Here is a 22080-nt window from a genome sequence, read left to right as displayed (position 1 = left end):
TCGGGGTCCGAAGCTGGTTCATACCGAGAAGCTGATTCGTACCAAGAGAGTGATTCGTACCGAGAAGCCGGCTCATACCGAGAACATCCGGGATATCGCCGGGAATCCGAGCAGGATTCCCATGATCACCACGAGCATGGTCCCGGGAACGGTGAGCCGTTCCGAGTCCGCGTTCGCCTGTTCGTGCTCGTTCGCGAGTAGTTCGACGCGCAGCGACTGCGACCTGGCCCGCAACGTGCCGTACACCGCGGCACCTTCGGTGCCGGCCATTTCGATGATGTCGGCCACGTCGGCGAGTTCGGGAAGATCGAGGTCCTTTGCCAGATCGCGCAGTCCGTCCCAGGGGTCGGCGCTGCCCACTCGGGCCCGCGCCAACGCGTCCTGGATGCGGACGAACGCCCAACCGTCGCCCACCGCCGCGGCCCGCTCCAACGCCTCGGCCGGGCCCGCGTCACCGGCGCGGCCGAGCGCGACCAGGTCCAGATAGGCGGCGGCCGCGTGCTGGAACTCGATCCGGGCGAACTTGGCCTGGTCGCGCAGCGCGAAGTCCGGGATGAACCACATCCCCGCCGCCACCGCCAGGGACAGGAACAGCGGCACGTAGAAGGCCACTCCGATACCGGTGGCCACCAGCACCGCGGAAAGCATCGCGGGCAGCAGCAGGCCGAGCAGGGCCAGCAGCGCCTTCGTGCGCACGAACTGCGCGACCGTCTCGCCGACCAGGTCGAGTTCGCGATGCGGCACCCGAAATCCCGGGACCCGACGGGCCAGCGCGACGAGTTGGTCGTCGTACTTGCTGCCGGTCTGTTCGGTGCGCCGCTTGGGCGCTCCGGAGAGCCGATGCAGCGCGTTGCCCAGGTCCGGCGGCGCGGGCCACAGTTCGCGCACGAGCAGCGCGACGCCCGCGCCCAGCACGCAGCCGCTGACGATCATCACGGGTGGGATCACGACCACTCACCCCGCAACACGGGTGCGGTGTGCACGCCGTCCGCCTGTTGTACGTCCACGGCTTGCGCGGCCTTGACCACGCTGCGCGGGTCGGCGACCAGGAACCGGGGCTTGACCCGGTCCGTGGCCAGCGCCCGCATCCACATCAGGGTGCCGACATAGGCCATCGCCATCAGCAGCAGGACCAGTTGCCCCATCGCGGTCCCGTACGGCTCCGCGTAACTGCGGTTGATCACCACGACCAGCCCGGTCACCGCGAGCGTGATGTAGGTGATCCAGCGCACCGCCATCCGGGCACCGGCCCGGTCCGCCTCGATCGCCCGGCGCTGGCGCACCTCTTCGCGCACCGTCGTGGCCAGATCCTTGAGCGCCATCGCCAGGCCTGGCCCGCGGTCCGAGGCGCGCAGGATCAGCGCCGCCGCGATCTTGTCCGCCGTGGCGTCGCCGAGGTCGGCGGCGAACGCGCGCAGCGCCTCGTCCGGACGCCACCGCGACTGCAAACGGCTGACCAGATCGCCGACTTCCTCGACGATCGGCTCCGGGCAGGTCGCCCGCGAGGTGAGGATCGCGTTCTCCAGGCCTGCGCCCAGTTCGATCAGGTCGGCGATCCGCCGGGTCCACTCGGCCAGCGCGTCCAGCCGGTTGATGATGGTGCGATCGCTCTTGGTCGGGGCGAGCAGCCACGGCAGCCCACTGAACGCGGCGATCACGAGCAGCCCGGCCACCAGGAATCCGGTGAACAGCCAGACCAGGGCCGCCGCCGCGATGCCGATGCCGAGCCGGATCCGGCGCGCGGTGCGCTGTCGGGCGCTCACCGGGCCCGACCGCAACCGCCGTACCGCCAACTCCAGCCGTCCGGGCGGCTTGGGCGTCGGATCGTCGTAGGTGCCGACGAGGCCGACCACCAGACCGATCAGACCGCCGACCAGCAGGCATCCGCACACCGCGACCAACAGCGCGTCTCCCATGCCCGTCACCCGACCTGATGCAGCTTGAGCTGCAACGGGCGCCAACCGTGCGGCTCGTCCAGCAGGTGCGGGCTGAACCCGGCCCGGATCAGGTCCGGCATGTCCGAGGGGTACATCCGGGCCACGCCACGCGGATCGTCGCCGGTCGGCGCGAAGATCGTGTTCACGGCCGGGCGGCGGTGCTCGCCCATCCCGGTCACCTCCAGGACGTGCGAGACGAAACGATGCCGCTTCCCGCCGATCGCCGTCTCGTCGATCATCCGCACGAAGACGACGTAGTCGACGGCGTTCGAGGCGAGCCGGTAGGCCAGTTCGGGACTCATGTGCGCGCCGTACTCCAGGCAGAGTTCGGCGATCCGGTCGAAGATCATGTCCGGCTCGCGCACGTGCAGCGTGCACATCGAGCCGCCCTCGCCGTTGGTCATCACCCGCAACATCGGCACGATCTCGCTGGAGCGGACCTCACCGACGATCATCCGGGACAGCGACATGCGCAGTGCGGACGGGATCAGTTCGCCGATGGTCAACTCGCCCGCCGACTTGCCGTCGATGCCGCGTTCGCCGTTGCCCTCCCGGGCCTCGATCGCGACCACCTGGCGTAGGTGTCCCAACTCGTGTAGGAACAGTTCGAGTTCGGTCTCGAAGGTACCGATCCGCTCGTCCCGGGGGATCTCGTGGGACAGCGCGCGCAACAACGACGTCTTGCCCACGCCCTGGGTCCCGCAGATGATCAGGTTCTTCTTCGCGCGAACCAGCGAGCCCAGGAACGCGGCCAGGGTCCGGTCCAGCGTGCCCAGGCCGATCAGTTCGGCCAGGCGTACGTCGCGCACCCGGTGCCGACGGATCGTCACATAGGTGTGCGGGGTGACCTCGGTGATCGCCTGGAGGCGCGAGCCGTCCGGCAACCGCAGGGCCAGCGTGGGTTGCGCGGTGGACAGGGTGCGTTCACCGCTGCCGTGGCGACGGGCCAGGTCGCGGAGCAACTCGCGTAGTTCGTCGTCGGAGGAAGTCAGCGGCGGTACCTGCACCCGCGGCCGGTCGGCGTAGTCGACCCAGACCGTGTCGTAGCCGTTGACCAGGATGTTCTCCACGGCCGGGTCGGTCAGATACGGCTCCAACGGCCCGGCCCGGAACAGCCAGTCCCACACCGCCCGGGCCATCGCCCGGTCTTCGGCGGGAGTGGTGGAGATGCCGCGCTCGCGTGCGGTGACGTCGGCCCATTCGGCGACGACCTGGGCGACGATCGCCCGGCCGCGCTGCTCGCGGTCCCCGTTGGTCATCCCGGGCGACATCTTGTCGAACTCGTGCAGTTGTTCGGCCGCGCGGTCCTTGAGTATCCGCACCACGGCCGGGTCCACCACGGGTTCGCCGGACGGGTTCCGGGGCGGCTTGACGGTCCCGGTCGTCGGGGACGGCGCGCCGGCCGGGGGACGGCGGCTGACCGTGCCGACTCCGCTCGCACTCACGCTCGCGGTCGGCGGCACGGTGAACATGCCGTCCCGGGTGTCCGGGTGCCGGGCCGCGCCGTTCATCCGCGCGTGCGGGTGGGCCGGCGCACCCGGCGGAACCGGCGTGCCGTTGGCGGGCGTCGGCGGCGGGATGTGCCCGACGGCGGGGGTCAGCGAACCCGCGCCCGCCGACCAGGTGGGCACGGGGCCCGCGTCGGGGTCGCCCGGCGCGCTCCGCTGGAAGCCCTCCGGCCAGGTGCGCAACGGCGGGGCCGGCGGCGCGTACAGCACGTCCTCGGCCTCCGGGATCCCGGGCACGACGTGCATGTGCGGGCGGTAGCCGGGCTCGGCGGGTGCTTCCGGTTCCGGTTCGGGTTTGTTGTGCGGATCCGGGTGCAGGGGCCGCGCGTTATCGAACATGACCCGCCTCCTCGCCGGCCGGCCGGTGCGCCGGTTCGGCCTCGGGTCGAACCTCGGAGTCCGCCGGTCGACGGATGTACGCGGCCGCCTGCGCCCAGCCGTCGCTCGGCATGGGCGCCTCGGGCCCGGACGGCAGTTCGCCGCCGCCGGTCGGTCGTGGCGCCAACCGCATCCGGCGCTGCTCGGCCAACGCGAGGGCGGCCTCCGCCGTGCTGCGCGCGGCGCGCATGAACCTCGAACGCAGGAAACGCTTCCCGGTATCACCCTCGCCGTCGGAGAGCACCCGTGCGCGCTCGGGATCGAACGGCAACAGGCCCAGTACGGGCGTCTCCAGGTGCTTGCCGATCTCCTGGCGCGCGTAGCGACCCTGCTCGATCACCACGAGGGCGATCGAATCCGAGCCCGTCCCGTGCGTGTCGAGGTCGTTGCGCAGCGCGACCAGCCGCGGATGCGCCTGGGCCAGCGAGGGCAACGTCCCGCGCACGACGGGCAGTACCAGGTCGGCCCGGCGCGCGGCGATCGCCGAGGCGCCGGTGGTGCCGCGCCGGCCGAGGTCGATGATCACGTCGTGCGGGATCTGCTGGCTGCCCAGGCCGGCCGCGAGCTGCGAGATCGGATCCCAGGTATAGGCCAGGCCGGAGGCCTGTGTGGGGTCGACGAGGCCGGGCAGCAACAGCCGTTCGCGGCGGCCGTCGGACAGGTCCACCAGTTGTCGGAAGAACGCGTCGACCAGGTTTCCCTGACGATGCGCCACACCCAGTTGGTGCAGGCCGTATTCGGCCGAAACCCGCCCCTGGAGCGCACCGGCGAGGATCGAACCCCCGTCCGGATCGGCCTCGATCAGGATCACCCGACGACCGGCCGGCAGCGGCCAGGTGAGCAGGAGCGCGAGCGCGGTCGAGGTGGCACCGGGCGCGCCCGCGCCACCGGTGACCGCGACGACGGTCATGGGGCCCCTCCGGTCCTGGCCGGCGCCGCGTCCGCGTTGCCCGTGTTCACCACGACGATGGAGAACCTGCCCTCGGACACCTGGAGGGCCAGCACGGGACCGTCCTTGGCGGGTACCGCCACGTCCAGGACGGACTTGCCGGAGCCGGAGTTCGGGTCGCCCGTACTGGAGCGGATCACCGTGGCCGCGATGGTGCTCGGTTGGGCGGGAGCTGAATTGGCGGGGCCGGCACCGGGCACTGCCGTCACGACCAGGATCCGGGTGCCGGGTGTGACCCGCTGCACCGGCATCCTGGTCGCGTCCACGGCGATCGGTACCAGCGTCTCGCCGGGCTGGATCGCGATCCGCTCGGTGACCTGATCCGAGGTCAGCAGCGTGCCCGCGCGCAGCTCGACCGCCGCGCGTTTGCCCACGATGGCGGCCTTGGAACCGGAGCCGATCGGACGAAGTCCCGGCGCGTCGTTGATCTCCACGACCCGCAGGTCCTCGGCGGAGATGGTCTGGCCGTAGGGCACGGTGCGCGCGACCGCGAGCACGGGCACCCGTTGGTCGCCCATCTGATAGAACGCCGCCGAGCCGAGTCCACCGGCCGCGATCAGCGCGACCGAGAGCGCGATGAGAGCCGGCCGCCGGCGTCTGGCGCCGAGGCTGCGCGTAGGCGTGACCGGCATCGCACCGGCAGCCGCGCCCTGCGGCACGACGCCGTTGCCCGATGGCCGTTCCGTAGCTGCCTTCACCACCGGCTCCGCCCCCTTGCTCTGCCGGGTCCACCCAGGTTCCGCGCGGACCGTGATCCACTTCGGAGCTACCGCTCGTATCTTCCACCACACACACTGTCAGGTGAATGGTGAACGGCCCGAAAACAGCCGCCGAAGTTGATCATTCGAAGCTTTCCGGTACGACTTCCCACCACGTCAACCAGCACGATCGGGGACGCCATGTGACGAACCCGACCCCACCCAAGATCACGGGCAAGCATCTCGTTCCGGACACCGAACGGGCCCCACGATGGTCCCGAAACGAGGCGCTCCGCAAGCACTTTCGGGCAATTGTTGGCCGGCCGAGTTCTGCGCGCTCCGTGATCGCCCGAACGTGATAACGCACCGCCCGTCCGACGCTCCGAACCGTACTCGACACGCTCCGTGCGCCTGTTCGGGCCCCCTCGACGAATCCGACGAACGGGTGAAAGTGTCGTCAAGTCGCCTGGAGGCCTGACAGGGCAGGCGGTTCGGGTTCACGAGGCGCCGGCGACCGGCTGGTGGACCGCTGTCGGACGGCCTCGGGTCCTGTCCCGGACAACGGTCTCGGGCCCTGTGGCCGGACGTCGACCTCAGCTCCTGCGGGACCTCAGCTCCTGCGGCGGACGGCCCTCACCGGGAGCCGACCCGGGCGGGGCAGCGCGCTCGTCCTGGGCCGGGACGGCTTACCGGGAGCGGGTTCGAGATGCCAGCGGGCGCACACCGACGCGACGGTGGTCACGATCTGGGCCAGGAACAGGTGTTCGCCGATGCACCGGTGCACACCCGCCCCGAACGGCATGTACACGCCGCGCACCTGTCCGCGGTAGCCCGGTTCGGTCCACCGGTCCGGGTCGAAGAGCTCGGGCCGCGGGAACAGCACGGGATCCCGGTGCAGCGCGTGGTGGCTGTACAACACGTCGCTTCCGCGCGGGATGTGATGTCCCATCACGTCCACGTCGCGATTGGCCCGGCGTACCACCAGCCACGGCGCGTACAACCGGAGCGTCTCGTCGACAACACACCTTGTATATACGAGAGCGCCGATGTTCTCGGCGGTCACCGGCCCACCGGACAGCACCTCGTCGAGCTCCGCGTGCAGACGTTTGCGAACGTCCTCGTGCCGGCCGATCTCGTGAAACACCCACGAAAGGGTGGCGTTGGTGTTGTCGTTGCCGGCGATCAGCATCGACACGACCTCGTCGCGAACCAGTTCGGGCGCCATGTCCATGCGGGTGAACTCGCCCAGGAGACCCTCCCCCGCGCCCGCGTCCACCGCCGAGGCGATCGCCTCGCGCAGCCGCCGGCCGGTCTCGGCGAAGCGCCGGTTGCCGGGGGTGGGCAACTGCCGCGCCCACTCCGGCAACACGGTGCGGGTGAACACCTCCTGGATGAACACCGGCAACGACCGCCGTACCTCGGCCACCGCCGCGTCGGCCGCCGGATTCTCGCCGAAGATCAACCGGCCGAGCGTGCCGAGCCCGAGTTCGCTCATCTCCCGATCGAGCGCGAGCGTGGCCCCGGGCAACCATTGCGCGCTCGCCTCCTCGGCCTGGCGGCGGATCAGCTCGACGTACCCGCCGATCCGCGAGCGCTGGAACGCGGGTTGCAGGGTCCGCCGTTGGCTGCGGTGCAGCGGCCCGTCCGACGCGGCCAGGCCGTCGCCGATGTGCAACCGGGCCTGTTTGAAGAAGCCGTCGCGCTCGATCGTGTCCGCGTGTTCGACCAGCACACAACGAACCAGGGCCGGATCGTTGAGGACGTACAGCTCCTTCGGCCCGACCCGGATCCGCACGATCGGCCCGTGGGCCCGCAGCGAGGACACGAAGTCCCAGCGGTCACGCAGCAGCGCCGGGGTGTGACCGAGCAACGGAATTGCACCCGGAGCGATCGGGACCACGCTGCGACTCCTTGACCTGGGGCCGGCTCCCGACTCGAGGTTCGGGGCTCGGTGGGGTTCGAGCTCGACCACGGGCATGGGTCACCCGCGACGAGTCAGTGTCTACCACGCGACCCGCGGGGCGGTCGGGGCAGTGCGCGGGAGGTGCCGGGAGGCGTGCCCGAGGCGGCCGTAGGCACCGGCGGTGGCACGGGCCTCGGGGGAGAGGTCGCCTCCCGCCACACTCGGGGCGGCCGGGCGGGAGTCCCGGTCCACGTACGGCTTCCCGGTCGTGACCACGCCGGCCCGGCCCGGCACGACCACGCGGGGCTTGCCCGGCACGGGCGCGCCGGCGGTCTTCGGCCCGACCACCCCGAAGCCGTCCACCGTGGAACGGTTCGGTGTGGATCGAGCCGGTGTGGGGCCACCCGGCCGTGTGGCTCCGTCGGCCGGTGGGGTGGCGGACCGATCGCGGGGCTCGACCGAGATCACCGACGCGGGCTCCGGTCGCGGCTCGCCGGTTCCCGACGCGGGCGCGATGCCGCCCCAGGCGCCCAGCGCGATGCCCACGGTCGCGAGCACCCCGGCGGCGGGACCCGCGCGGCGGATCCCCCGGCCGGGCGCCCGATCTTGACGATTCGTCACGTACGTACCCCTTCGCTGGACGCCGGACCCGATCGGGTCCCGAAGCTTGCACAGAGGAGTACGCCGCCCGACCGACCCACGTTGCACCGTCCGCCCGCCCCGGGTGCGTGCGAAACATCTCGGCGTCGTCGTGCAACCCGAGGCCGTCGAAGCACGTATCTCCTGGATGACCGACCCCTCGAAACGCAGGCAGACAGGCCGCCGGCAACACCCGGGCGCCGCATGCCCGAACCGAGGGTCCAGCAAGGAGGAGACCACGGTGCGCGACCCCCGCGACCACTCCCCGGCCACTTCGCTGCCGACCGCGTGAGGGAGGCCACCCGTGAACGGGAGTTCCGCGAGTACGCCGAGGCCCGCCAGGCCCAGCTGCGCCGTTCGGCCTACCTGCTGTGCGGCGACTGGTACGAGGCGCAGGACCTCACCCAGACCACGCTGATGAAGATGTACACGGCCTGGGGCCGGCTGCGTCGCGACGGCAGCGTCGACGCGTACGCCCGCGTCGTGATGACGCGCACCTACATCGACCAGCACCGCAAGGGCCGTTGGCGGGAGGAGCCGGTCGACGAGCTGCCACAACACCCGTGCGACGAGCCCTCGTCGCCGGATCTGCGGCTGACCCTGCGGGCGGCGCTGCTGCGGCTGCCGCCGCGCTACCGGGCCGTTCTCGTGCTGCGATTCTGGGAGGACTGGAGTGTCGAACAAACAGCCGAGGCCTTGCGGATCAGCACCGGAACGGTCAAGAGCCAGAGCGCGCGCGGCCTGAACCGACTGCGCGAACTCGTCGGCGAGCACATGTGGGAGCTGTCCGAACGGTGAGGCCGGCCATGAATGATCACGACCTGTTCGAACTCATCCTCGATCAGCCCGAGCCCGACTTCCCGAGCGTGGTGGACGCCGCCGTCGCGGACGGCAGACGGGTCCGCCGACGCCGCCGACTCGCCGTGCCGGCCGCCGGGGCGGCCGTGCTGGCGATCGTCGGCGCGGGGATGTTCTTGGTCCCCTCGCATCAGGCGAGCGTAAGGCCGGCGGCGCCCATCCCACCGGCGACGAGCCGGGTGCCGACTCCGACGATGCCGTCGAGCCCACCGTCTTCGCCGTCTTCGCCGACGTCGCCGTCTGCGCCCACCTTGCCGACTTGGCCGCCGCCGTCGATCTCCTCGACCCCGTCGACGGATTCGCTGCCATCCGGATCCGAGGTGACGGTGCCGCCGCTCGACGCGGCCGCGCCGGCGCAGGAGGACGCCACGCGCAAGCAGGAGAGCGTGCGACCGGAATCGGGTGCCGTGGAACCGGAGTCGAACAAACCGACCCGGGCAACCCCGCTCGACGACGCCGAGGCGGTCAGGTGCACGGCCACCAGAACGGGCAAATGCACTCCACCCGACTGAAATTGACGGATTGTCACTCGCAAGACACACCGATCGTCATGCGCCGATCACACCGCGACCGCACGCTCGGCCCCTAATCTGATCCCGGATCATTTCGTCCGGAGGGAAGAGAGGCCCGGCGTGAACAGCACGGACCCGTGGACCGTGGATCGCATCGCCCACGCACTCCCGCACCCCGAAGCCCGCCACGAATTCCTGCGGTTGGTACACCTGACGCCGATCGGCGACCTGCCCGGGCTGCTGGCCCGCTACACCCACGCCGCGGAGGAGTTGATCGCCGGCCTCCCGCACGCGCGCGCCCTCGCGGCGCAGGTGCGGGCCACCGGCAAGGACCCGGATCTCGACGAAGTGGACGAGGAGATCGTCCGCAAGTGGATCGCACGCGGCCGAGCGCAAAGCAGTGCCGCGTGACGTGGCGCCCGAGGATCGGCATCGAACACCAAGAGGTCATCGACCGCTTCCCCGAGACCACGCTGAACCACTGGGGATTGCTGCTCTACAAGCTGGTCTGTGACCCGTACACGGCCACCGTCCGCTACGGCGAGGACGACCGCATCGTCCGCACCGCGGCCGCGGGGCCCTTGATCGTGGTGGTCCTGCTCAACGAAGGGACGACAACCGTCACCGTGCTGCAGGTCGTACACCTGGGTTGACCCGGTGCTTCCCGCCGCCCGGCACGCAGTAGTGGTCGGCCACCTCGCCCATCACGCCTGCGTGCCGCTGGCGGCGGACCGACGGGTCACCGGTACGGCCATCATGGTTCGCGCGCTTGGCGTGCTTGGCCTCGGGGTCGAGTACGCGACAGACCTTGCGGACCTGCGGGTGCTGCCCGGGAATCGCGTACGCGGACGCCACCCCGGCAAAGGCGAGACCGAAACATGCCACAACCATGATCGCTGTCTTACGGATCCTGCTCATTCGGCAGAAGATAGCGGAGCCGGAGCCGGCACACTAACCGCCTTCGGAATCGCAGTTCACCGAGCCGAGGACGAATGGTCGCCGCATCCCCGGTTGGCGGTGGTGCTCGGTAGCGATGGTCGGCGGCCATCGGCGCCGGTCGGCGCCGGTCGACTGCGGTCGGCGCCGGTCGAACGGATTTCGCAGAACCTCGACGGTGCTCCGGGGGCCGTCGGGGGAGCCATCGTCTTGGCATCGACTGTTCTCCCGGCAGTCATCTCTTCTTGCCGCCACCTTCGGGTCGAGGGGAGGCCCGAACCGAAGGTGACCCGACTCGGATCCACGTGGGGCCGGCACGGCATCGCGCCGGGTCGGGTCGGGTTGGCCGGGTCGGTCGGGTCGGGTCGGGTCGGGTTGGCCGGGTCGGGTCGGGTTCGGCCAGGTCGGGCCAGGTCAGGTCGGGTTCGGCCAGGTCGGGCCGGGTCAGGTCGGGTCCGGTCCCGTTGCGTTGGGTCGCGCGGGTCCCGTTGCGTTGCTCGGGTCCCGTCGCGTTGCTCGCGTCGGGTCGGGTCGGTCGTGCCGGTCACCGGACGACGGCCCGACAGGAGCGGTGCGCCTCCCGCCGCCCACTCGCATGAATCCTCCAGGACACGGTGAATCCTCCACGACACGGTGGCATCCGGGGTCTGCCACGGCCCTCCAAGCCCCCGCGGCCAACGCCTGCCATCACCCACTCGGCCCCGCACCCACCAAACGTCCGACAACCCGACCACCCGACCCCAACACCCGCACAGACAAGGGCGATCCCAACCGCACAGAGCCCACCGGAGCCACCCACCACGCCTCCTCCCCATCCAGTCGGGTGGTTGACGGGTCGCCCCTCCGCCTAAGCTGCCGCCCGCTCCGCCGTCGGCAGCCAACGGAGGGATCCCGCATGCCCCGAACCCCCGCCCACGCCAAGCTCCGCGGCCGGGCCATAGTCCTGCTGGTCGGCGTTCCGGCGATCGCGCTGCACGACCTCTTCACCTTCCTCGGCATCAACGGCAACGACGCGTGGCTGGCCACCGCGGCCTCCGTAGCCATCCTGTGCGCGATCGTGCACCTCGCCAACTCGGCCCTCGACCACCGCGCCGAACACCCGGACGACCGCGACCTCGAGCTCCAGATCGCCGACCTCTGCCGCCGCGACGGCCTCCTCGCCGTCCAGGTCGCCCCGGACGCCAACGTCAAGGCCTACCTCCCCAACGGCAGCCTGGTCCTGATCCACTGCCGCCCCGCCGACCACGAGACCCACCCCCTGGACCTCCACGACTTCATCGGCACGGCCCACCACAACCACCAGGCGGACATCCCGGTCTTCGTCGCCCTCCACGGATTCACCACAGAGGCCCGCCAGTTCGCCCGCCACCACGGCATCGTCCTGCTCGACAGCCCACGCCTGTGGCAATGGCAACAGGGCCACGGCCTGAGCACCCTCGTCGGCACCACCCACTGACCTCAACCCATTCCGGCCACCCACCGAACCGGTACCCGCCCCACCCTCAACCCCCGAGCCGACCAATCCCGCCCCCACCGGCCCGGACCTGCGCACCCACCCGCGACCACGCATGATCACGCGATAGCCACCGATTTGCCCCCAACGCGTGGCGCAATCCCACTACGTGCAGTGATCTCCCGAAGACGCTTACGGCTCACCCGATCAAGTGCAATGATGCTTCGTCAGATCACCGTTGAGCACCGAACTCCGAAGATCGCAACTGCGGGGGTGGCAGTTTTGGCCGGACCCAAGAAGACCCCAATCCCGGCAACCCTCCTGGCAGGCATAGCCACACTCACCCTCCTGGCAAGCACCACAGCCTGCTCCTCCGACAAAAAACCCAATACCCCCAAAATCAACCAACCCGCCCCCAAAACCGCCGCGGCTCCCGCGCCCGTGCCATCGAGCACACCCCAAAGCCCGGCGCCGGTCGCGCCCCCGATCAGCGAGGCCGAAGCCAAAACCATCGCGCAGAACTACTACGACTCGAGCAAGAAGGCAAAGTCGAGTCACGATATCGCCGCCCTTGATGGTATCGAAACAGGCATCCTGCTGGACATCTCGAAGGCACGCCAGGCGCGAATTGCCAAGTTTGGCAACAACGTCCAGATGACCGAAGAGATGGCCAACACCAGCGAAATGCAAGCAGCTACTCCGCAAAGCGCCCCGACCGGCAGCGATCGATGGCTCCTCTCGATCGGACTCCAAAAGCTCGGCACCGACTCCAGGTCCTCTCTCGGAGTCCTGCGGCAATCCCAAGGAGAAGGCCCTTGGAAGATGTCGTTCCTCGCATTCACCGAATCCAAAAAATCCCTGCCGTCCGTCACGGAGATCTCGACCGTCAAAGGGGACGGCAAAGGTGAGATCGACTATGGCGACAATATTTGCAGTGACTTTTCGACCGGATTGAGCGGCGGCTCCACATCGAGCAATTGGGGTCAATCCGCAAAGTCGACACTGCAGTCCGAGCAAGGGAACAAAGAGAAGGGCATCACCGCGACAAGGGGAGGAACCGTATCCGTGCAAACGGAGCCCCTCGCGCAGAATCGAACTCCCGCCTGGAATACCACCGACGGCGGAAAATTGGTTATGTGCAGCATCAAAGTCACGTCAAATATGACGGCAGGATCCGCAGGATCGTTCACCATCGACCAAAGTCCTACCTATGAGAACCTGAGCGGTCGCGTGACCAAATGGCGATCCCTGACGTTGACCAACGTCGCAATGTATGCATTTAAAGTACCGGCCACACCGAACGGGCCCATCGATCTCGTTGCCAGCTCAACGCGCCCGCTCAACGTTGACGGAGCTCCGGTCCAGTAGGTCCGAAGGTCGGACAGCGCCATATTTCGACATTCCCGAAGGAGATGTCATGGCAAACTCAAGAATCGTGCGAATCGCCGCTCTAGCATGCTCTGCGGGTTTGTCGGCAGCCTTCCTAGCTCTCCCGTCCGCCAAAGCCGACGTCAACCAGTGCGGCAATCTCATCATCTGCATCGACATCCGAGTTCCAGGATCATCCTCGGGGAGTACCGGCGGGAACGGCGGCGCCGGGACAACCGGCGGCAGCACCGGCAGCGGCGGAACAACCGGTTTCACCACCGGTGGCTCGGCCATCACGAACGGAGGCGCCGTTGCGGGGCAAGGACAGGGAAACCAACTTGCTCCGCCGCCTCCCGCGCCCGCCGATATCGCACTCATGGCCCTTGCACAGCTCAGGCTCGAGAACCCCAAGATTTCGGTCAACCCGGCGGACGGGAAACTCGGCCTGGTGGGGCTCCCGGTCTGGATGTGGATCAACTCCCAAGACAAGAACGTGTGGTCGACCGAGTGGCTGAGCCAGCCCTTGAGTCTGGGCGGTGTTTCCGTCACGGCCTATGCGCGATCGGTCAAAGTCGTCTGGAATATGGGCGATGGCAACACCGTCGAGTGCGACGGGCCCGGCAGGCCGTATCAGCCTTCGGACCTCGGCAACATGAGTAAATGCGGCCACAAATACGTGACCACGTCCCGTGGGAAGACCGGCGACAAGTTCACAGTGACCGGCACCGTGTATTGGGAGGCCTACTACACGGACGCGGCCGGCCCGCACCCGCTCCCGGGCATGACCGGAACGGACACGACCACCACCCGGATCGGCGAACTTCAGGTGATGAACTGACCTCTGCCGGCGGTGCGTTGCTGCCAAGGACAGAGTGGGCTTGTCGGCTCGGGTCCGGGCTGCAAGTGACGTCTATACGAGGGGTCCTGGTGTCGTCTGGTGGGTGGAGGTGGGGTGGGCGCGGTTGGCGAGGATGCGTAGGGCTGCTTCGGAGGGGGAGTCGGCCTCGGCGGTGTAGGTGACGAGGGTCTGGTCCGGGTCGTCGACCGTGCGGAAGCTTTCGTAGGACAGCGTGAGTTCGCCGATGGCCGGGTGGCGGAGGTGATAGCCGCCGTGGGTCTTGTCGCGGACCTCGTGTGTGGCCCAGAGGCGGCGGAAGTCAGGGCTGGATTCGGAGAGTTCGCTGATCAGTTCGGCGAAGGCCGGGTCCTCGGGGTGGCGACCGGCGTCCAGCCGCAGGTAGGCGACGACGTCCTGTGCCTTGGTCTCCCAGTTCACGTACCGAGCGCGCAATCGCTCGTCGCGAATCACCAGCCACGCCTTGTTGCGCCGCTCGATCGGCACCGTGTCGACGTCGATGAACAGCGTCGCGAACAGCGGGTTCCAGGCCAGCAGATCGGTACGCCGGCCCATCACGAACGCGGGCGTCTCCGGCATCGAGGCCAACAACCTGCGCACACCCGGCCGTACCTCCTGCGCCGGAACCACCGACGCCGCCGAACCCATCGAACCCGCCGTCTCCGCGGCCACACCGGTCCCACCGGCCGCACCCACCGGCCCGCCCGAAGTCGCCCCCGCCCCCCGCCGCCCCGACATCGCCCGGACGAGATCACGCAAGTGCCCGTGTTCGTCCCGGTTCAGCCGCAGCGCCGAGGCGATCGCGTCCAGCACCTCGTCGGAGACGTTCTCCGCGCGGCCCTGCTCGAACCGCACGTAGTAGTCCACGCTCACGCCCGCCAGTCGCGCGAGTTCCTCCCGACGCAGCCCCGGCACCCGGCGGCGCTCGCCGTACTGCGTCAGGCCGACGTCCTCGGGCTTGAGCCGGGCCCGGCGGGACCGCAGAAAGGCGCCCAGATCTGCACGCTTGGTCATTTTGCCGATCCTAGAGGCGGCCGAAGCCCGGGGCCGGCAAAGGTGGTTCTGCCGGACCCAGGACAACGCGTTCCCAGCCCGAGCAGAGCCCTGGGTAGGACCTGACGCGAACTCGAAGATGGGACACGACGCGAAACGCGGCCCGCCCCGACGGCTCGCCAAGCAAGCGCAAATCCCTCGCGGACGGCGGACGGCGGGCGGCCAACAGCCAACGGCCCGACACCGGCCGGCACCCGACGGCCGACGCACAACCGCCATCGCCCAGCCGCAAGCGGACATCCCCGATTCGAGTACGGAGTACGTACACCATGAGCCTGCCCACAACCCCCTTCGGCACCACCGCCATGGACATCACCCGCGTCGGCTTCGGCGCGTGGGCGGTGTCCGGCTCCGGTTGGAACTACAGCTGGGGTGCCACCGACGACGCGGAGTCGATCGCCGCGATCCGGCATTCCGTCGCCGCCGGCGTCAACTGGATCGACACCGCCGCGGTATACGGCCACGGCCACTCCGAGCGGCTCGTCGGTATGGCCGTCGCCGGTCTCGCCGAGCACGAACGGCCCTACCTGTTCACCAAGGTCGGCCTGGTCTGGGACCCGAACAACCCGGCCACCCCGGAGCGCCGGGTGATGAACCCGGCCAGTGTCCGGCGTGAACTCGAGGACTCACTGCGCCGGTTGCAGGTCGAGACGATCGACCTCTACCAGGTGCACTGGCCGGACACCGGCGAGGCATTCGAGTACGGCGCCGACGCCGGCAAGCCCTCGCCCAACGCCACGCCGCTCGCGGAGTACTGGCAGGTGATGGCCGACCTCAAGGCCGAGGGCAAGGTCCGCGCGATCGGCCTGTCCAATCACAGCGTCGAGCAGTTGGAGATCGCCGAACGCATCGCGCACGTGGACGCGATCCAGCCGCCGTTCTCCGCGATCAACCGGTCCGCCGCACCCGAGTTGGCCTGGGCCGCCGCGCACGATACCGGCGTGATCGTGTACTCGCCGATGCAATCGGGCCTGCTCACCGGGGCGTTCTCGGTCGAGCGCGTCGCGGGTCTGGCCGACGAGGACTGGCGCAGGGGGCATCCCGACTTCACCGACGGCCTGACCGCCAACCTCGCCCTCGCCGACGCACTGCGGCCGATCGCCGCCGAACACGGCGTCTCCGTGGCCGAGGTCGCGGTGGCCTGGACGTTGGCCTGGCCGGGCGTCACCGCCGCGATCGTGGGCGCCCGTACGTCCGCCCAGGTCGACGGCTGGATCGGGGCCACCGACCTGACCCTGACCGCCGCCGACCTCGACACCATCGCCGGTGCGATCACCGCGACCGGCGCGGGCACCGGTCCGGCCCGCCCCTGACCCCACTCGCCGCTTCCGGGTCACCCGCGACGCCGGAGGACGACGCGGCCCCGAGGTGGCGCGGGACATCCCGATCCCGCGCCACCCAGGCCCGTTCCGTTCAGCCGACGTGCCACCCCATCGTCGTCGCGAGCGTCGCGGCCTGTTCCAGGCTGATCGTCGCCCCGTTGAACTCGACCGTCAGCGGGTCGAGCGAAGAGAGGTCGCTGCCCCGCAAGTCGGCGCCGCTCAGCTTCGAACCGTGCAGCGTCGCGCCGGACAGGTCGCACCCGGTAACCGTCGCCTTCTCCAGACGCGCGGCGGTCAGGTCCACTTCGCGCATCCGAGTGCCGTCGAAGCCGGCCTGGCGCAGGTCGGCGCCCGGCAGGCCGACGAACGACCAATCCCCTCCCGAGACTTCGAACAGCGTGTACGTGCACTGCCGGAACAGGCTCCCGACCAACTTGCAGTCGGTGAACCGGGTATCGAAGAAGGTGCACCGCGTGAACGTGCAGTTCGTGAACGCCGCCCCGGTGTGCCGCGACGCGTTGAATCGCACTCCGGCGAACGTGCACTCGTCGAACACCGCGCCCTCGTCGGCCACCTCGGTCCAGTCCGTGTCCAGGAACGAATAGCGCGTATACCTGTCGCTCTCCGTCAACGACTTCCCGTACCAGTCCTCGTCCCGGATCACGAGGCCGTCGTCGGGAATCGACGGCTCGGCCGAGACGGGATCGATATTGGCGCGGGCGCGTCGAATAGCCATCTCTCCATTGAACACGCCGGCTCCGACATCCGCCGCGCCACGAGTACGCCCCGCCGAGGCCCAAGCCGAACCCATGCCTATGCCCAAGCCCAGGCCCGAAGCCCAGGCCCAGACCCAGGCGCAGGCCCAAGCCCAAGCCCAAGCCCAAGAATCCTGCCCCGGATCAGACCCGAGCCCGAGCCGCCGCGTCACTCCACCGACCCGATCCCCGCCACCATCCCCCGAGCCAGCGCCCGCGCAGCCGTCCCCGTCACCGCCCCCGCCTGCCCCGTGACCAGCGTGTACAACGCGCCGCCGAACAACGTGATCAGCGTGCCCACATCCTCGCGCGAGGTGTTCAGCCCCAGCGCCCGGTGCTGATCCAGGGTGAAATCGACCGCCTCGGTCTGCATGTGGTCCAACGTGCGCTGAAGCTCGGGTCGGCGGGTGGCCTCCAGGGTGAGTTCGTACACGGCCAGGTATCGCTCGCGGTGCGCCGTCGCCGAGAACTCCAGCGACATCGCGATCAGCTCGACCAGGCCGTCCCGGTCGATCGGCGCGGCCACGACCGCGTGCGCTGCTGCCATATCGGCACGATGCAGCTCCAACACACGTTCCGCCGCCGCGCCCAGCAGCGCGTCGCGATTGCGGAAGTAGTTCGACGTGGTGCCCGCGGGCAGCCCGGCCGCCTCGTCCACCTCGCGATGGCTGAAGCCGTGTACGCCGGCCCGGGCCAGGACCTCGATCGCACCGTCCGCGATGGCTCGACGGCGGGCGCTGTTGGGGGGTGGTGCCATGCGATCAGATTACCAAGGCTGTGATAGTACTATTGCCACAGTGGTATTCGAATCGGCTCGTGCCCAGCCTAGCCCAGCCCAGCCCTGCCCAGCCCTGCCCAGCCCAGCCGTGCCCTCCCCAGCCCACCCTCCCCTGCGACAACCCCGCGGCGCGATCCCCGCGCGTACGACTCACAGCAGCGACCCGCAGCAGCAACCACAGCGAGGTGGCATCATGCGAATTCTGGTGATCGGAGCAGGCATCGGCGGCCTCGCGGCGGCCCGCGCCCTGCGTACGGACGGCCACGACGTGACGGTCTACGAACGGGCCTCCGCACTGCGTACGTCCGGCTCGGCCCTCACTCTCTGGAGCAACGGCACCGGCATCCTCGCCGACCTGGGCATCTCCACCGACGGCCTCGGCGCACCGATCGACCTGCTCGAACAACGTGATCACGCGGGCGGCGTACTGATGCGGATCGATGTCTCGCTCGCCGCGATCCGATACGGCCACCCCCACCTCGCGATGCCCCGCCGCGACCTGATCCGCCGACTCGCCTCGGTGCTGCCCGCGAGCGACATCGTGTTCGACAAGACGTGCACCGGCGTCACCCAGGACGCCCGGCATGCCCGGGTGGAGTTCGCCGACGGCGGCACGGAGGCGGCTGATCTGGTGATCGGCGCCGACGGCGCGCGCTCGGTGGTCCGCCGGCACGTGTGGGGTACCGATCCCACCGTCCCGACCGGCTGGATTACCTGGCAGGGACTCGGCCCGATCGACCTCGACGTGGTGTCCTCGCGACGCGGCCTGATGATCGTCGGCCCCGAGGGGATGTGTGGCCTGCTCCCGGCGGGCGACGGGCTGCTCCAGTGGTGGTTCGACCTGCGCCGCGACCCGGCCGCGCCGCTGCCCGACTCGCCGATCGCCGAACTGCGCGAGCGGTTCGGGCATTGGGCGGAGCCGGTACCCCGGGTGCTCGCGGCGGTCTCGGACGCCGACGTCGAATACTTCGCGCACCATCGCCACAAGGTGCCGCGCTCGTGGAGCCTCGGCCGAGCCACCCTGCTCGGCGACGCCGCGCACACGATGCCGCCGACCGTCGCGCAGGGCGGAAACCAGGCACTGGAGGACGCCTGGGCCCTGACCCGTGCCCTGCGGCGGACCGCGACGCTCCCCGAAGCCCTTGCGGACTACCGGAGTTCGCGTACCCGCCGGGCCTCGCTGACCGCCCGCCGAGCCGGCTCCGAGACCACCAACAAGTACCTGCCGACGCTGTCCAGGCTGACCCCCGACGCCCTGGTCAGTCGCTACCACACCCGCTGGCTGCGGCAGATCAGCACGTATCTGTCCGACGGGCCGAGCCGGCCGAGCGGGCCAACCGCCGCCGTCCGCGCGTAAAGCGCGCGCGTATGTGCGCCCGTGCCCGTCGGCGCCCGCTCGCGCCCCGCCGGCGCCCGTCCCGCCTACGTCGCATCCGTCACAAACCGAAATCCCAGCGCGTCCAGGAAGGCCCGGAGCAGGTCGTCCGGCGTCCCCTCCGCGCGCAGCGTCGTGTCCAAGGCGTCCTCGTCCGGCGTCAGTCCCGCCTCGCGGGCCCACCCGACCGCGCGCGGCACCACCCGCTCCGGCGGCGGGCCGAGTTCCTGGTCCAGGGCGTACGACCTGGCCACGCGCGGAGCCAGCGCACAGTGCCACACGTCGCCACCACGCGGGCTCTGCGCGTCGATCATCGCGAAGTGGCCGGACACCACGTCGGCGGTCAGCACCGGCGCATCCGTATCCGCCATCAACGTCGGCCCGGGGTCGAGGCCGGCGGAAAGCAGCAGAACCTGCCAGTCGCCGTCGCGCGCCGACCATCGCGGTTCGCCGCCGGCCTGCTGTACGGCCGGCAATTCCAACAGGGGCCACGCCGATCGGGCGACGACATATACACCGAAGCTACCCATCGCACCCCAGCATAGAACCGCCGACCGGGCGTCGCGTCCCATTGGCCGAGCCGTCCTGGGCCGCTCCGGGCCCCAGGGGCATCCTGTGTCACCCGGGCCGCGGTGAGCCGCAGGGAGCCGCCGAGTACCCCTGTTCCGCCCCGATCCCCCGTGAGAATCTGAGCGGATGGACATTGCCACTCATCTCGACATTCTGCGCGCCGACGGCGAGTTGCTCGCGCGTACGGCCGAGCGCGTCGGCCTCGAAGCGCCCGTACCGAGTTGCCCCGACTGGCGGATTCGCGACCTCCTCGCGCATCTGGGCGGCGTCCATCGATGGGCCGCGTTCGTCGTCGCGTCGGGCAGCCCACAGCGCCCGAACAGGGAGGAAACGGCGACGCTGTTCCAGGCGCCGGGCGACGACGTACTGCTCGACTGGTACCGGGGCACGCACGCGGACCTGCTGAAGACCCTCACCACGGTCGAACCGGACGCTCCGGGGTGGACCTTCTTCGAGGCGCCGTCCGCGCTCTCGTTCTGGGCTCGGCGCCAGGCGCACGAGACCGCCGTTCACCGCGTCGACGTCGAACTCGCGGCCGGTGTGCCGTCCACCGTGCCTGCGGACTTCGCCGCCGACGGGATCGACGAGTTGCTGACCGGCTTCCTGTCCCGGCCCCGCCTCGACCTGGTCGCCGACCCGCCGCTGAGCATCGCGATCGACCCCGACGACGACCCGGCCGCGTGGACGATGCGGATCGGCACCGACGGGCGCCGAGTCGAACCGGGAGCGGCCACCGCCGATCTCACCGTCTCCGGCCCGGCCGAGGCCCTGTATCTCCTGGTCTGGAATCGAGCCGACGCCACCGGCTGCCGACTCGACGGCGATCCCGAAGTCCTGGTGCGATGGCGCGAGTTGGCCAAGGTGGATTGACGCCACCCGGCACGCGCACCGCACCCTCCCGGCAACTGGACCGGGGCCACCCGTCAGAGGGGGTGCTGCCACTCGTCAAGGGTTGGCGCCACCCGCCAAAAGAGCCGGCGTCACCCGCCAAGGAGCCGGCGCTATCCGTGCAAGGTTCGCCGGCACTCGGCGAAGGAATTGGTAGGCCTCCGCGGGTCTAGCCTGCCCGCGGAGGCCCGCTGTGCCGCCCTATCGGGCACGCCGGCACGTTTAAGGACCAGGGTCGTCTTGAAAGTCGTCGCGTTCTACCTTTGAACTACCAGGCCACGAGCGGCCCGGGCTGGAGTCGAACCAGCAACCGACGACTGGAGCCCCGTCCGGTCGATCCGGCGATGGGCGGCGATGCTGAGTCTGGAGCAAGAGTCTGAGATTGATCGCGGGCTGCCTCTGCCGTATTGGGCCACCCCGGCTCGTGGTGCCGGGGGGAGGATTCGAACCTCCACCGTTACCCGCGTTCGTCACGACAAGCTTCAGTTTCAGCTTGCGCTCTTCGCGCACCCCCGACCCTCCGGCCGGGGGATTCTCGAAGACTACCCGCCCTGGCCGTTGCCGAGCAGGTAGCCGAAGACGGCGTCGCCGATCCGACGGTCCGTCACTTCCGCGCCGTTGGCCTCCTCGCGGGCGAACTTCACCGCGCGCTGGAGCTTTTCCACCCGGTCGACGAGTTCGTTCACCCGCCGGGCGGGCAGCGCGCCGGAGAACTTGACCGTGGTCCAGTAGCCGGCGGCGATGTCCTCGAAGTACATCTCGACCTGGGCCGGGTGGTGTTCGGTCGCCTCGGCCTTGACGTGGTTGCGCGGCACCTTCTTGGTCCGCACGGTACGCACGGGCTCGGTACGCCACGAGTCCGTGGAGGGGTCGAGCGTCCAAGTCTCGGCGGCGTCCAGGACCGGCAGCTTGCGCACGAACGTGTGCACGTCGACCAGTTGCTTCTCCAGGAAGAGCAGGTACGACACCGGCACATCACGCAGCAGCGGCGTACCGTCGACCACCACGTCGGCGCGTGCCTCGCAGTTGGCCCAGTCCTTCGTCGCGGTCACGTCGAAGAGGCTGGTCAGCGTGCCGGTGACGGAACGCAGCACCTCCTCGCCCTTGACCTGGACCCGGGTCGACTCGGGCGGCAACTGCTCGCCCTCTTCGTCCTTGGGCTGGTAGTTACGCGAAATGCCGGACAGCAACGCGCCCTTCTGGACCCGCTGGTGAGCGTCCGTCAACTCCTGGAAGGACTTGGTCTTGACGCCCTTCTCCACCGCGATGATCTGGTTCAATTTCGCCACACCGCGACGCTAGCAGGGGAACATACGTACGCGACAAAGGTTTTCGGCCGGGCAC

22 protein-coding genes are annotated in these 22080 nt (G+C 69.7%); 9 read left to right on the top strand and 13 right to left on the bottom strand.

Going from position 1 to position 22080, the window contains the following annotated elements; all coding sequences use genetic code 11:
• Positions 1-72 precede the first annotated feature (72 nt).
• From OG948_RS27970 to OG948_RS27940, 7 genes are all read right to left on the bottom strand, one after another.
• Positions 73-948 carry a type II secretion system F family protein gene (locus OG948_RS27970; RefSeq protein WP_395859597.1) on the bottom strand — a complete coding sequence of 292 codons (876 nt, stop codon included), beginning with the start codon at positions 946-948 and terminating at the stop codon, positions 73-75.
• Entirely contained in the window at positions 945-1916 is a 972-nt protein-coding gene (locus OG948_RS27965; protein ID WP_406299086.1) for a type II secretion system F family protein, read from the bottom strand. Before OG948_RS27965 ends, OG948_RS27970 begins: the two co-directional genes overlap by 4 nt.
• A 5-nt stretch (positions 1917-1921) precedes the next feature.
• Complete coding sequence (locus tag OG948_RS27960; protein WP_406299085.1) at positions 1922-3784, bottom strand: ATPase, T2SS/T4P/T4SS family; 1863 nt, start codon at positions 3782-3784, stop codon at positions 1922-1924.
• The gene (locus OG948_RS27955; protein ID WP_406299084.1) at positions 3774-4733 is read right to left on the bottom strand and encodes a hypothetical protein; all 960 of its coding nucleotides are present in this window, start codon (positions 4731-4733) and stop codon (positions 3774-3776) included. Before OG948_RS27955 ends, OG948_RS27960 begins: the two co-directional genes overlap by 11 nt.
• Positions 4730-5470, bottom strand: coding sequence for an SAF domain-containing protein (locus tag OG948_RS27950; RefSeq protein WP_406299083.1), 741 nt, complete (start codon positions 5468-5470; stop codon positions 4730-4732). Before OG948_RS27950 ends, OG948_RS27955 begins: the two co-directional genes overlap by 4 nt.
• 610 nt (positions 5471-6080) lie before the next feature.
• Positions 6081-7370, bottom strand: coding sequence for a cytochrome P450 (locus tag OG948_RS27945; protein WP_406299082.1), 1290 nt, complete (start codon positions 7368-7370; stop codon positions 6081-6083).
• Positions 7371-7472: 102 nt separating this feature from the next.
• Entirely contained in the window at positions 7473-7994 is a 522-nt protein-coding gene (locus OG948_RS27940) for a hypothetical protein (RefSeq protein WP_406299081.1), read from the bottom strand.
• 306 nt (positions 7995-8300) lie between these two features.
• On the opposite strand from OG948_RS27940, the gene OG948_RS27935 reads away from it, so the two are divergent.
• A complete protein-coding gene (locus OG948_RS27935; RefSeq protein WP_406299080.1) occupies positions 8301-8810 on the top strand; it encodes a SigE family RNA polymerase sigma factor in 510 nt (169 codons plus the stop codon).
• A gap of 190 nt (positions 8811-9000) precedes the next feature.
• Here OG948_RS27935 and OG948_RS27930 read toward each other — a convergent pair whose 3' ends face one another.
• A complete protein-coding gene (locus OG948_RS27930) occupies positions 9001-9363 on the bottom strand; it encodes a hypothetical protein (protein WP_406299079.1) in 363 nt (120 codons plus the stop codon).
• A 139-nt stretch (positions 9364-9502) separates the two neighbouring features.
• Between OG948_RS27930 and OG948_RS27925 the strand changes: the two genes are divergently transcribed.
• The 5 genes from OG948_RS27925 to OG948_RS27905 all read left to right on the top strand — a co-directional run bounded on the left by OG948_RS27925 (position 9503) and on the right by OG948_RS27905 (position 13977).
• Positions 9503-9793: a hypothetical protein gene (locus tag OG948_RS27925; protein ID WP_402229019.1), complete on the top strand. Its 291-nt coding sequence runs from the start codon at positions 9503-9505 to the stop codon at positions 9791-9793.
• Positions 9790-10035 carry a hypothetical protein gene (locus tag OG948_RS27920; protein ID WP_020555267.1) on the top strand — a complete coding sequence of 82 codons (246 nt, stop codon included), beginning with the start codon at positions 9790-9792 and terminating at the stop codon, positions 10033-10035. The genes OG948_RS27925 and OG948_RS27920 overlap by 4 nt, the downstream gene beginning before the upstream one ends.
• Positions 10036-11213: 1178 nt before the next feature.
• Complete coding sequence (locus tag OG948_RS27915) at positions 11214-11774, top strand: restriction endonuclease (RefSeq protein WP_406299078.1); 561 nt, start codon at positions 11214-11216, stop codon at positions 11772-11774.
• A 216-nt stretch (positions 11775-11990) separates the two neighbouring features.
• On the top strand, positions 11991-13139 hold the full coding sequence (locus tag OG948_RS27910) for a hypothetical protein (RefSeq protein WP_406299077.1): 1149 nt from the start codon (positions 11991-11993) through the stop codon (positions 13137-13139).
• A 49-nt stretch (positions 13140-13188) separates the two neighbouring features.
• Positions 13189-13977 carry a hypothetical protein gene (locus OG948_RS27905; RefSeq protein ID WP_406299076.1) on the top strand — a complete coding sequence of 263 codons (789 nt, stop codon included), beginning with the start codon at positions 13189-13191 and terminating at the stop codon, positions 13975-13977.
• Between the two features lie 72 nt (positions 13978-14049).
• Here the strand turns inward: OG948_RS27905 and OG948_RS27900 are convergent, their stop codons facing one another.
• Positions 14050-15009: a helix-turn-helix domain-containing protein gene (locus OG948_RS27900; RefSeq protein WP_406299075.1), complete on the bottom strand. Its 960-nt coding sequence runs from the start codon at positions 15007-15009 to the stop codon at positions 14050-14052.
• A 308-nt stretch (positions 15010-15317) separates the two neighbouring features.
• On the opposite strand from OG948_RS27900, the gene OG948_RS27895 reads away from it, so the two are divergent.
• Positions 15318-16361, top strand: coding sequence for an aldo/keto reductase (locus OG948_RS27895; RefSeq protein ID WP_406299074.1), 1044 nt, complete (start codon positions 15318-15320; stop codon positions 16359-16361).
• 100 nt (positions 16362-16461) lie between these two features.
• Here the strand turns inward: OG948_RS27895 and OG948_RS27890 are convergent, their stop codons facing one another.
• Both OG948_RS27890 and OG948_RS27885 read right to left on the bottom strand, forming a co-directional pair.
• Entirely contained in the window at positions 16462-17106 is a 645-nt protein-coding gene (locus OG948_RS27890) for a pentapeptide repeat-containing protein (protein ID WP_406299073.1), read from the bottom strand.
• A 188-nt stretch (positions 17107-17294) separates the two neighbouring features.
• Positions 17295-17882 (bottom strand): TetR/AcrR family transcriptional regulator, encoded by a 588-nt coding sequence (locus OG948_RS27885; RefSeq protein WP_406299072.1) that lies wholly within the window; start codon positions 17880-17882, stop codon positions 17295-17297.
• Between the two features lie 214 nt (positions 17883-18096).
• Here OG948_RS27885 and OG948_RS27880 point away from each other — a divergent pair, with 214 nt between their 5' ends.
• Positions 18097-19260: an FAD-dependent oxidoreductase gene (locus tag OG948_RS27880; protein ID WP_406299071.1), complete on the top strand. Its 1164-nt coding sequence runs from the start codon at positions 18097-18099 to the stop codon at positions 19258-19260.
• A 65-nt stretch (positions 19261-19325) separates the two neighbouring features.
• Here OG948_RS27880 and OG948_RS27875 read toward each other — a convergent pair whose 3' ends face one another.
• Positions 19326-19808: a hypothetical protein gene (locus OG948_RS27875; RefSeq protein WP_406299070.1), complete on the bottom strand. Its 483-nt coding sequence runs from the start codon at positions 19806-19808 to the stop codon at positions 19326-19328.
• 166 nt (positions 19809-19974) lie between these two features.
• Here OG948_RS27875 and OG948_RS27870 point away from each other — a divergent pair, with 166 nt between their 5' ends.
• Positions 19975-20718 (top strand): maleylpyruvate isomerase family mycothiol-dependent enzyme, encoded by a 744-nt coding sequence (locus OG948_RS27870; RefSeq protein WP_406299069.1) that lies wholly within the window; start codon positions 19975-19977, stop codon positions 20716-20718.
• Between the two features lie 560 nt (positions 20719-21278).
• Here the strand turns inward: OG948_RS27870 and OG948_RS27865 are convergent.
• Positions 21279-22025, bottom strand: a complete 747-nt coding sequence (locus OG948_RS27865) for a hypothetical protein (protein ID WP_406299068.1) — start codon at positions 22023-22025, stop codon at positions 21279-21281.
• Positions 22026-22080 lie beyond the last annotated feature (55 nt).

The sequence above is a fragment of the Embleya sp. NBC_00888 genome (assembly GCF_045207655.1).
GTDB lineage: Bacteria > Actinomycetota > Actinomycetes > Streptomycetales > Streptomycetaceae > Embleya.
Note: the sequence above shows the minus strand (reverse complement) of the source record. Positions and strands in the feature narration are given on the sequence as shown.

Coding starts and splice junctions, on each gene's coding strand:
- OG948_RS27965 (WP_406299086.1), bottom strand. CDS start 1,916: ATGGGAGACGCGCTGTTGGTCGCGGTGTGCGGATGCCTGCTGGTCGGC.
- OG948_RS27960 (WP_406299085.1), bottom strand. CDS start 3,784: ATGTTCGATAACGCGCGGCCCCTGCACCCGGATCCGCACAACAAACCC.
- OG948_RS27955 (WP_406299084.1), bottom strand. CDS start 4,733: ATGACCGTCGTCGCGGTCACCGGTGGCGCGGGCGCGCCCGGTGCCACC.
- OG948_RS27915 (WP_406299078.1), top strand. CDS start 11,214: ATGCCCCGAACCCCCGCCCACGCCAAGCTCCGCGGCCGGGCCATAGTC.
- OG948_RS27910 (WP_406299077.1), top strand. CDS start 11,991: ATGCTTCGTCAGATCACCGTTGAGCACCGAACTCCGAAGATCGCAACT.
- OG948_RS27905 (WP_406299076.1), top strand. CDS start 13,189: ATGGCAAACTCAAGAATCGTGCGAATCGCCGCTCTAGCATGCTCTGCG.
- OG948_RS27900 (WP_406299075.1), bottom strand. CDS start 15,009: ATGACCAAGCGTGCAGATCTGGGCGCCTTTCTGCGGTCCCGCCGGGCC.
- OG948_RS27895 (WP_406299074.1), top strand. CDS start 15,318: ATGAGCCTGCCCACAACCCCCTTCGGCACCACCGCCATGGACATCACC.
- OG948_RS27890 (WP_406299073.1), bottom strand. CDS start 17,106: ATGGCTATTCGACGCGCCCGCGCCAATATCGATCCCGTCTCGGCCGAG.
- OG948_RS27885 (WP_406299072.1), bottom strand. CDS start 17,882: ATGGCACCACCCCCCAACAGCGCCCGCCGTCGAGCCATCGCGGACGGT.
- OG948_RS27880 (WP_406299071.1), top strand. CDS start 18,097: ATGCGAATTCTGGTGATCGGAGCAGGCATCGGCGGCCTCGCGGCGGCC.
- OG948_RS27875 (WP_406299070.1), bottom strand. CDS start 19,808: ATGGGTAGCTTCGGTGTATATGTCGTCGCCCGATCGGCGTGGCCCCTG.
- OG948_RS27870 (WP_406299069.1), top strand. CDS start 19,975: ATGGACATTGCCACTCATCTCGACATTCTGCGCGCCGACGGCGAGTTG.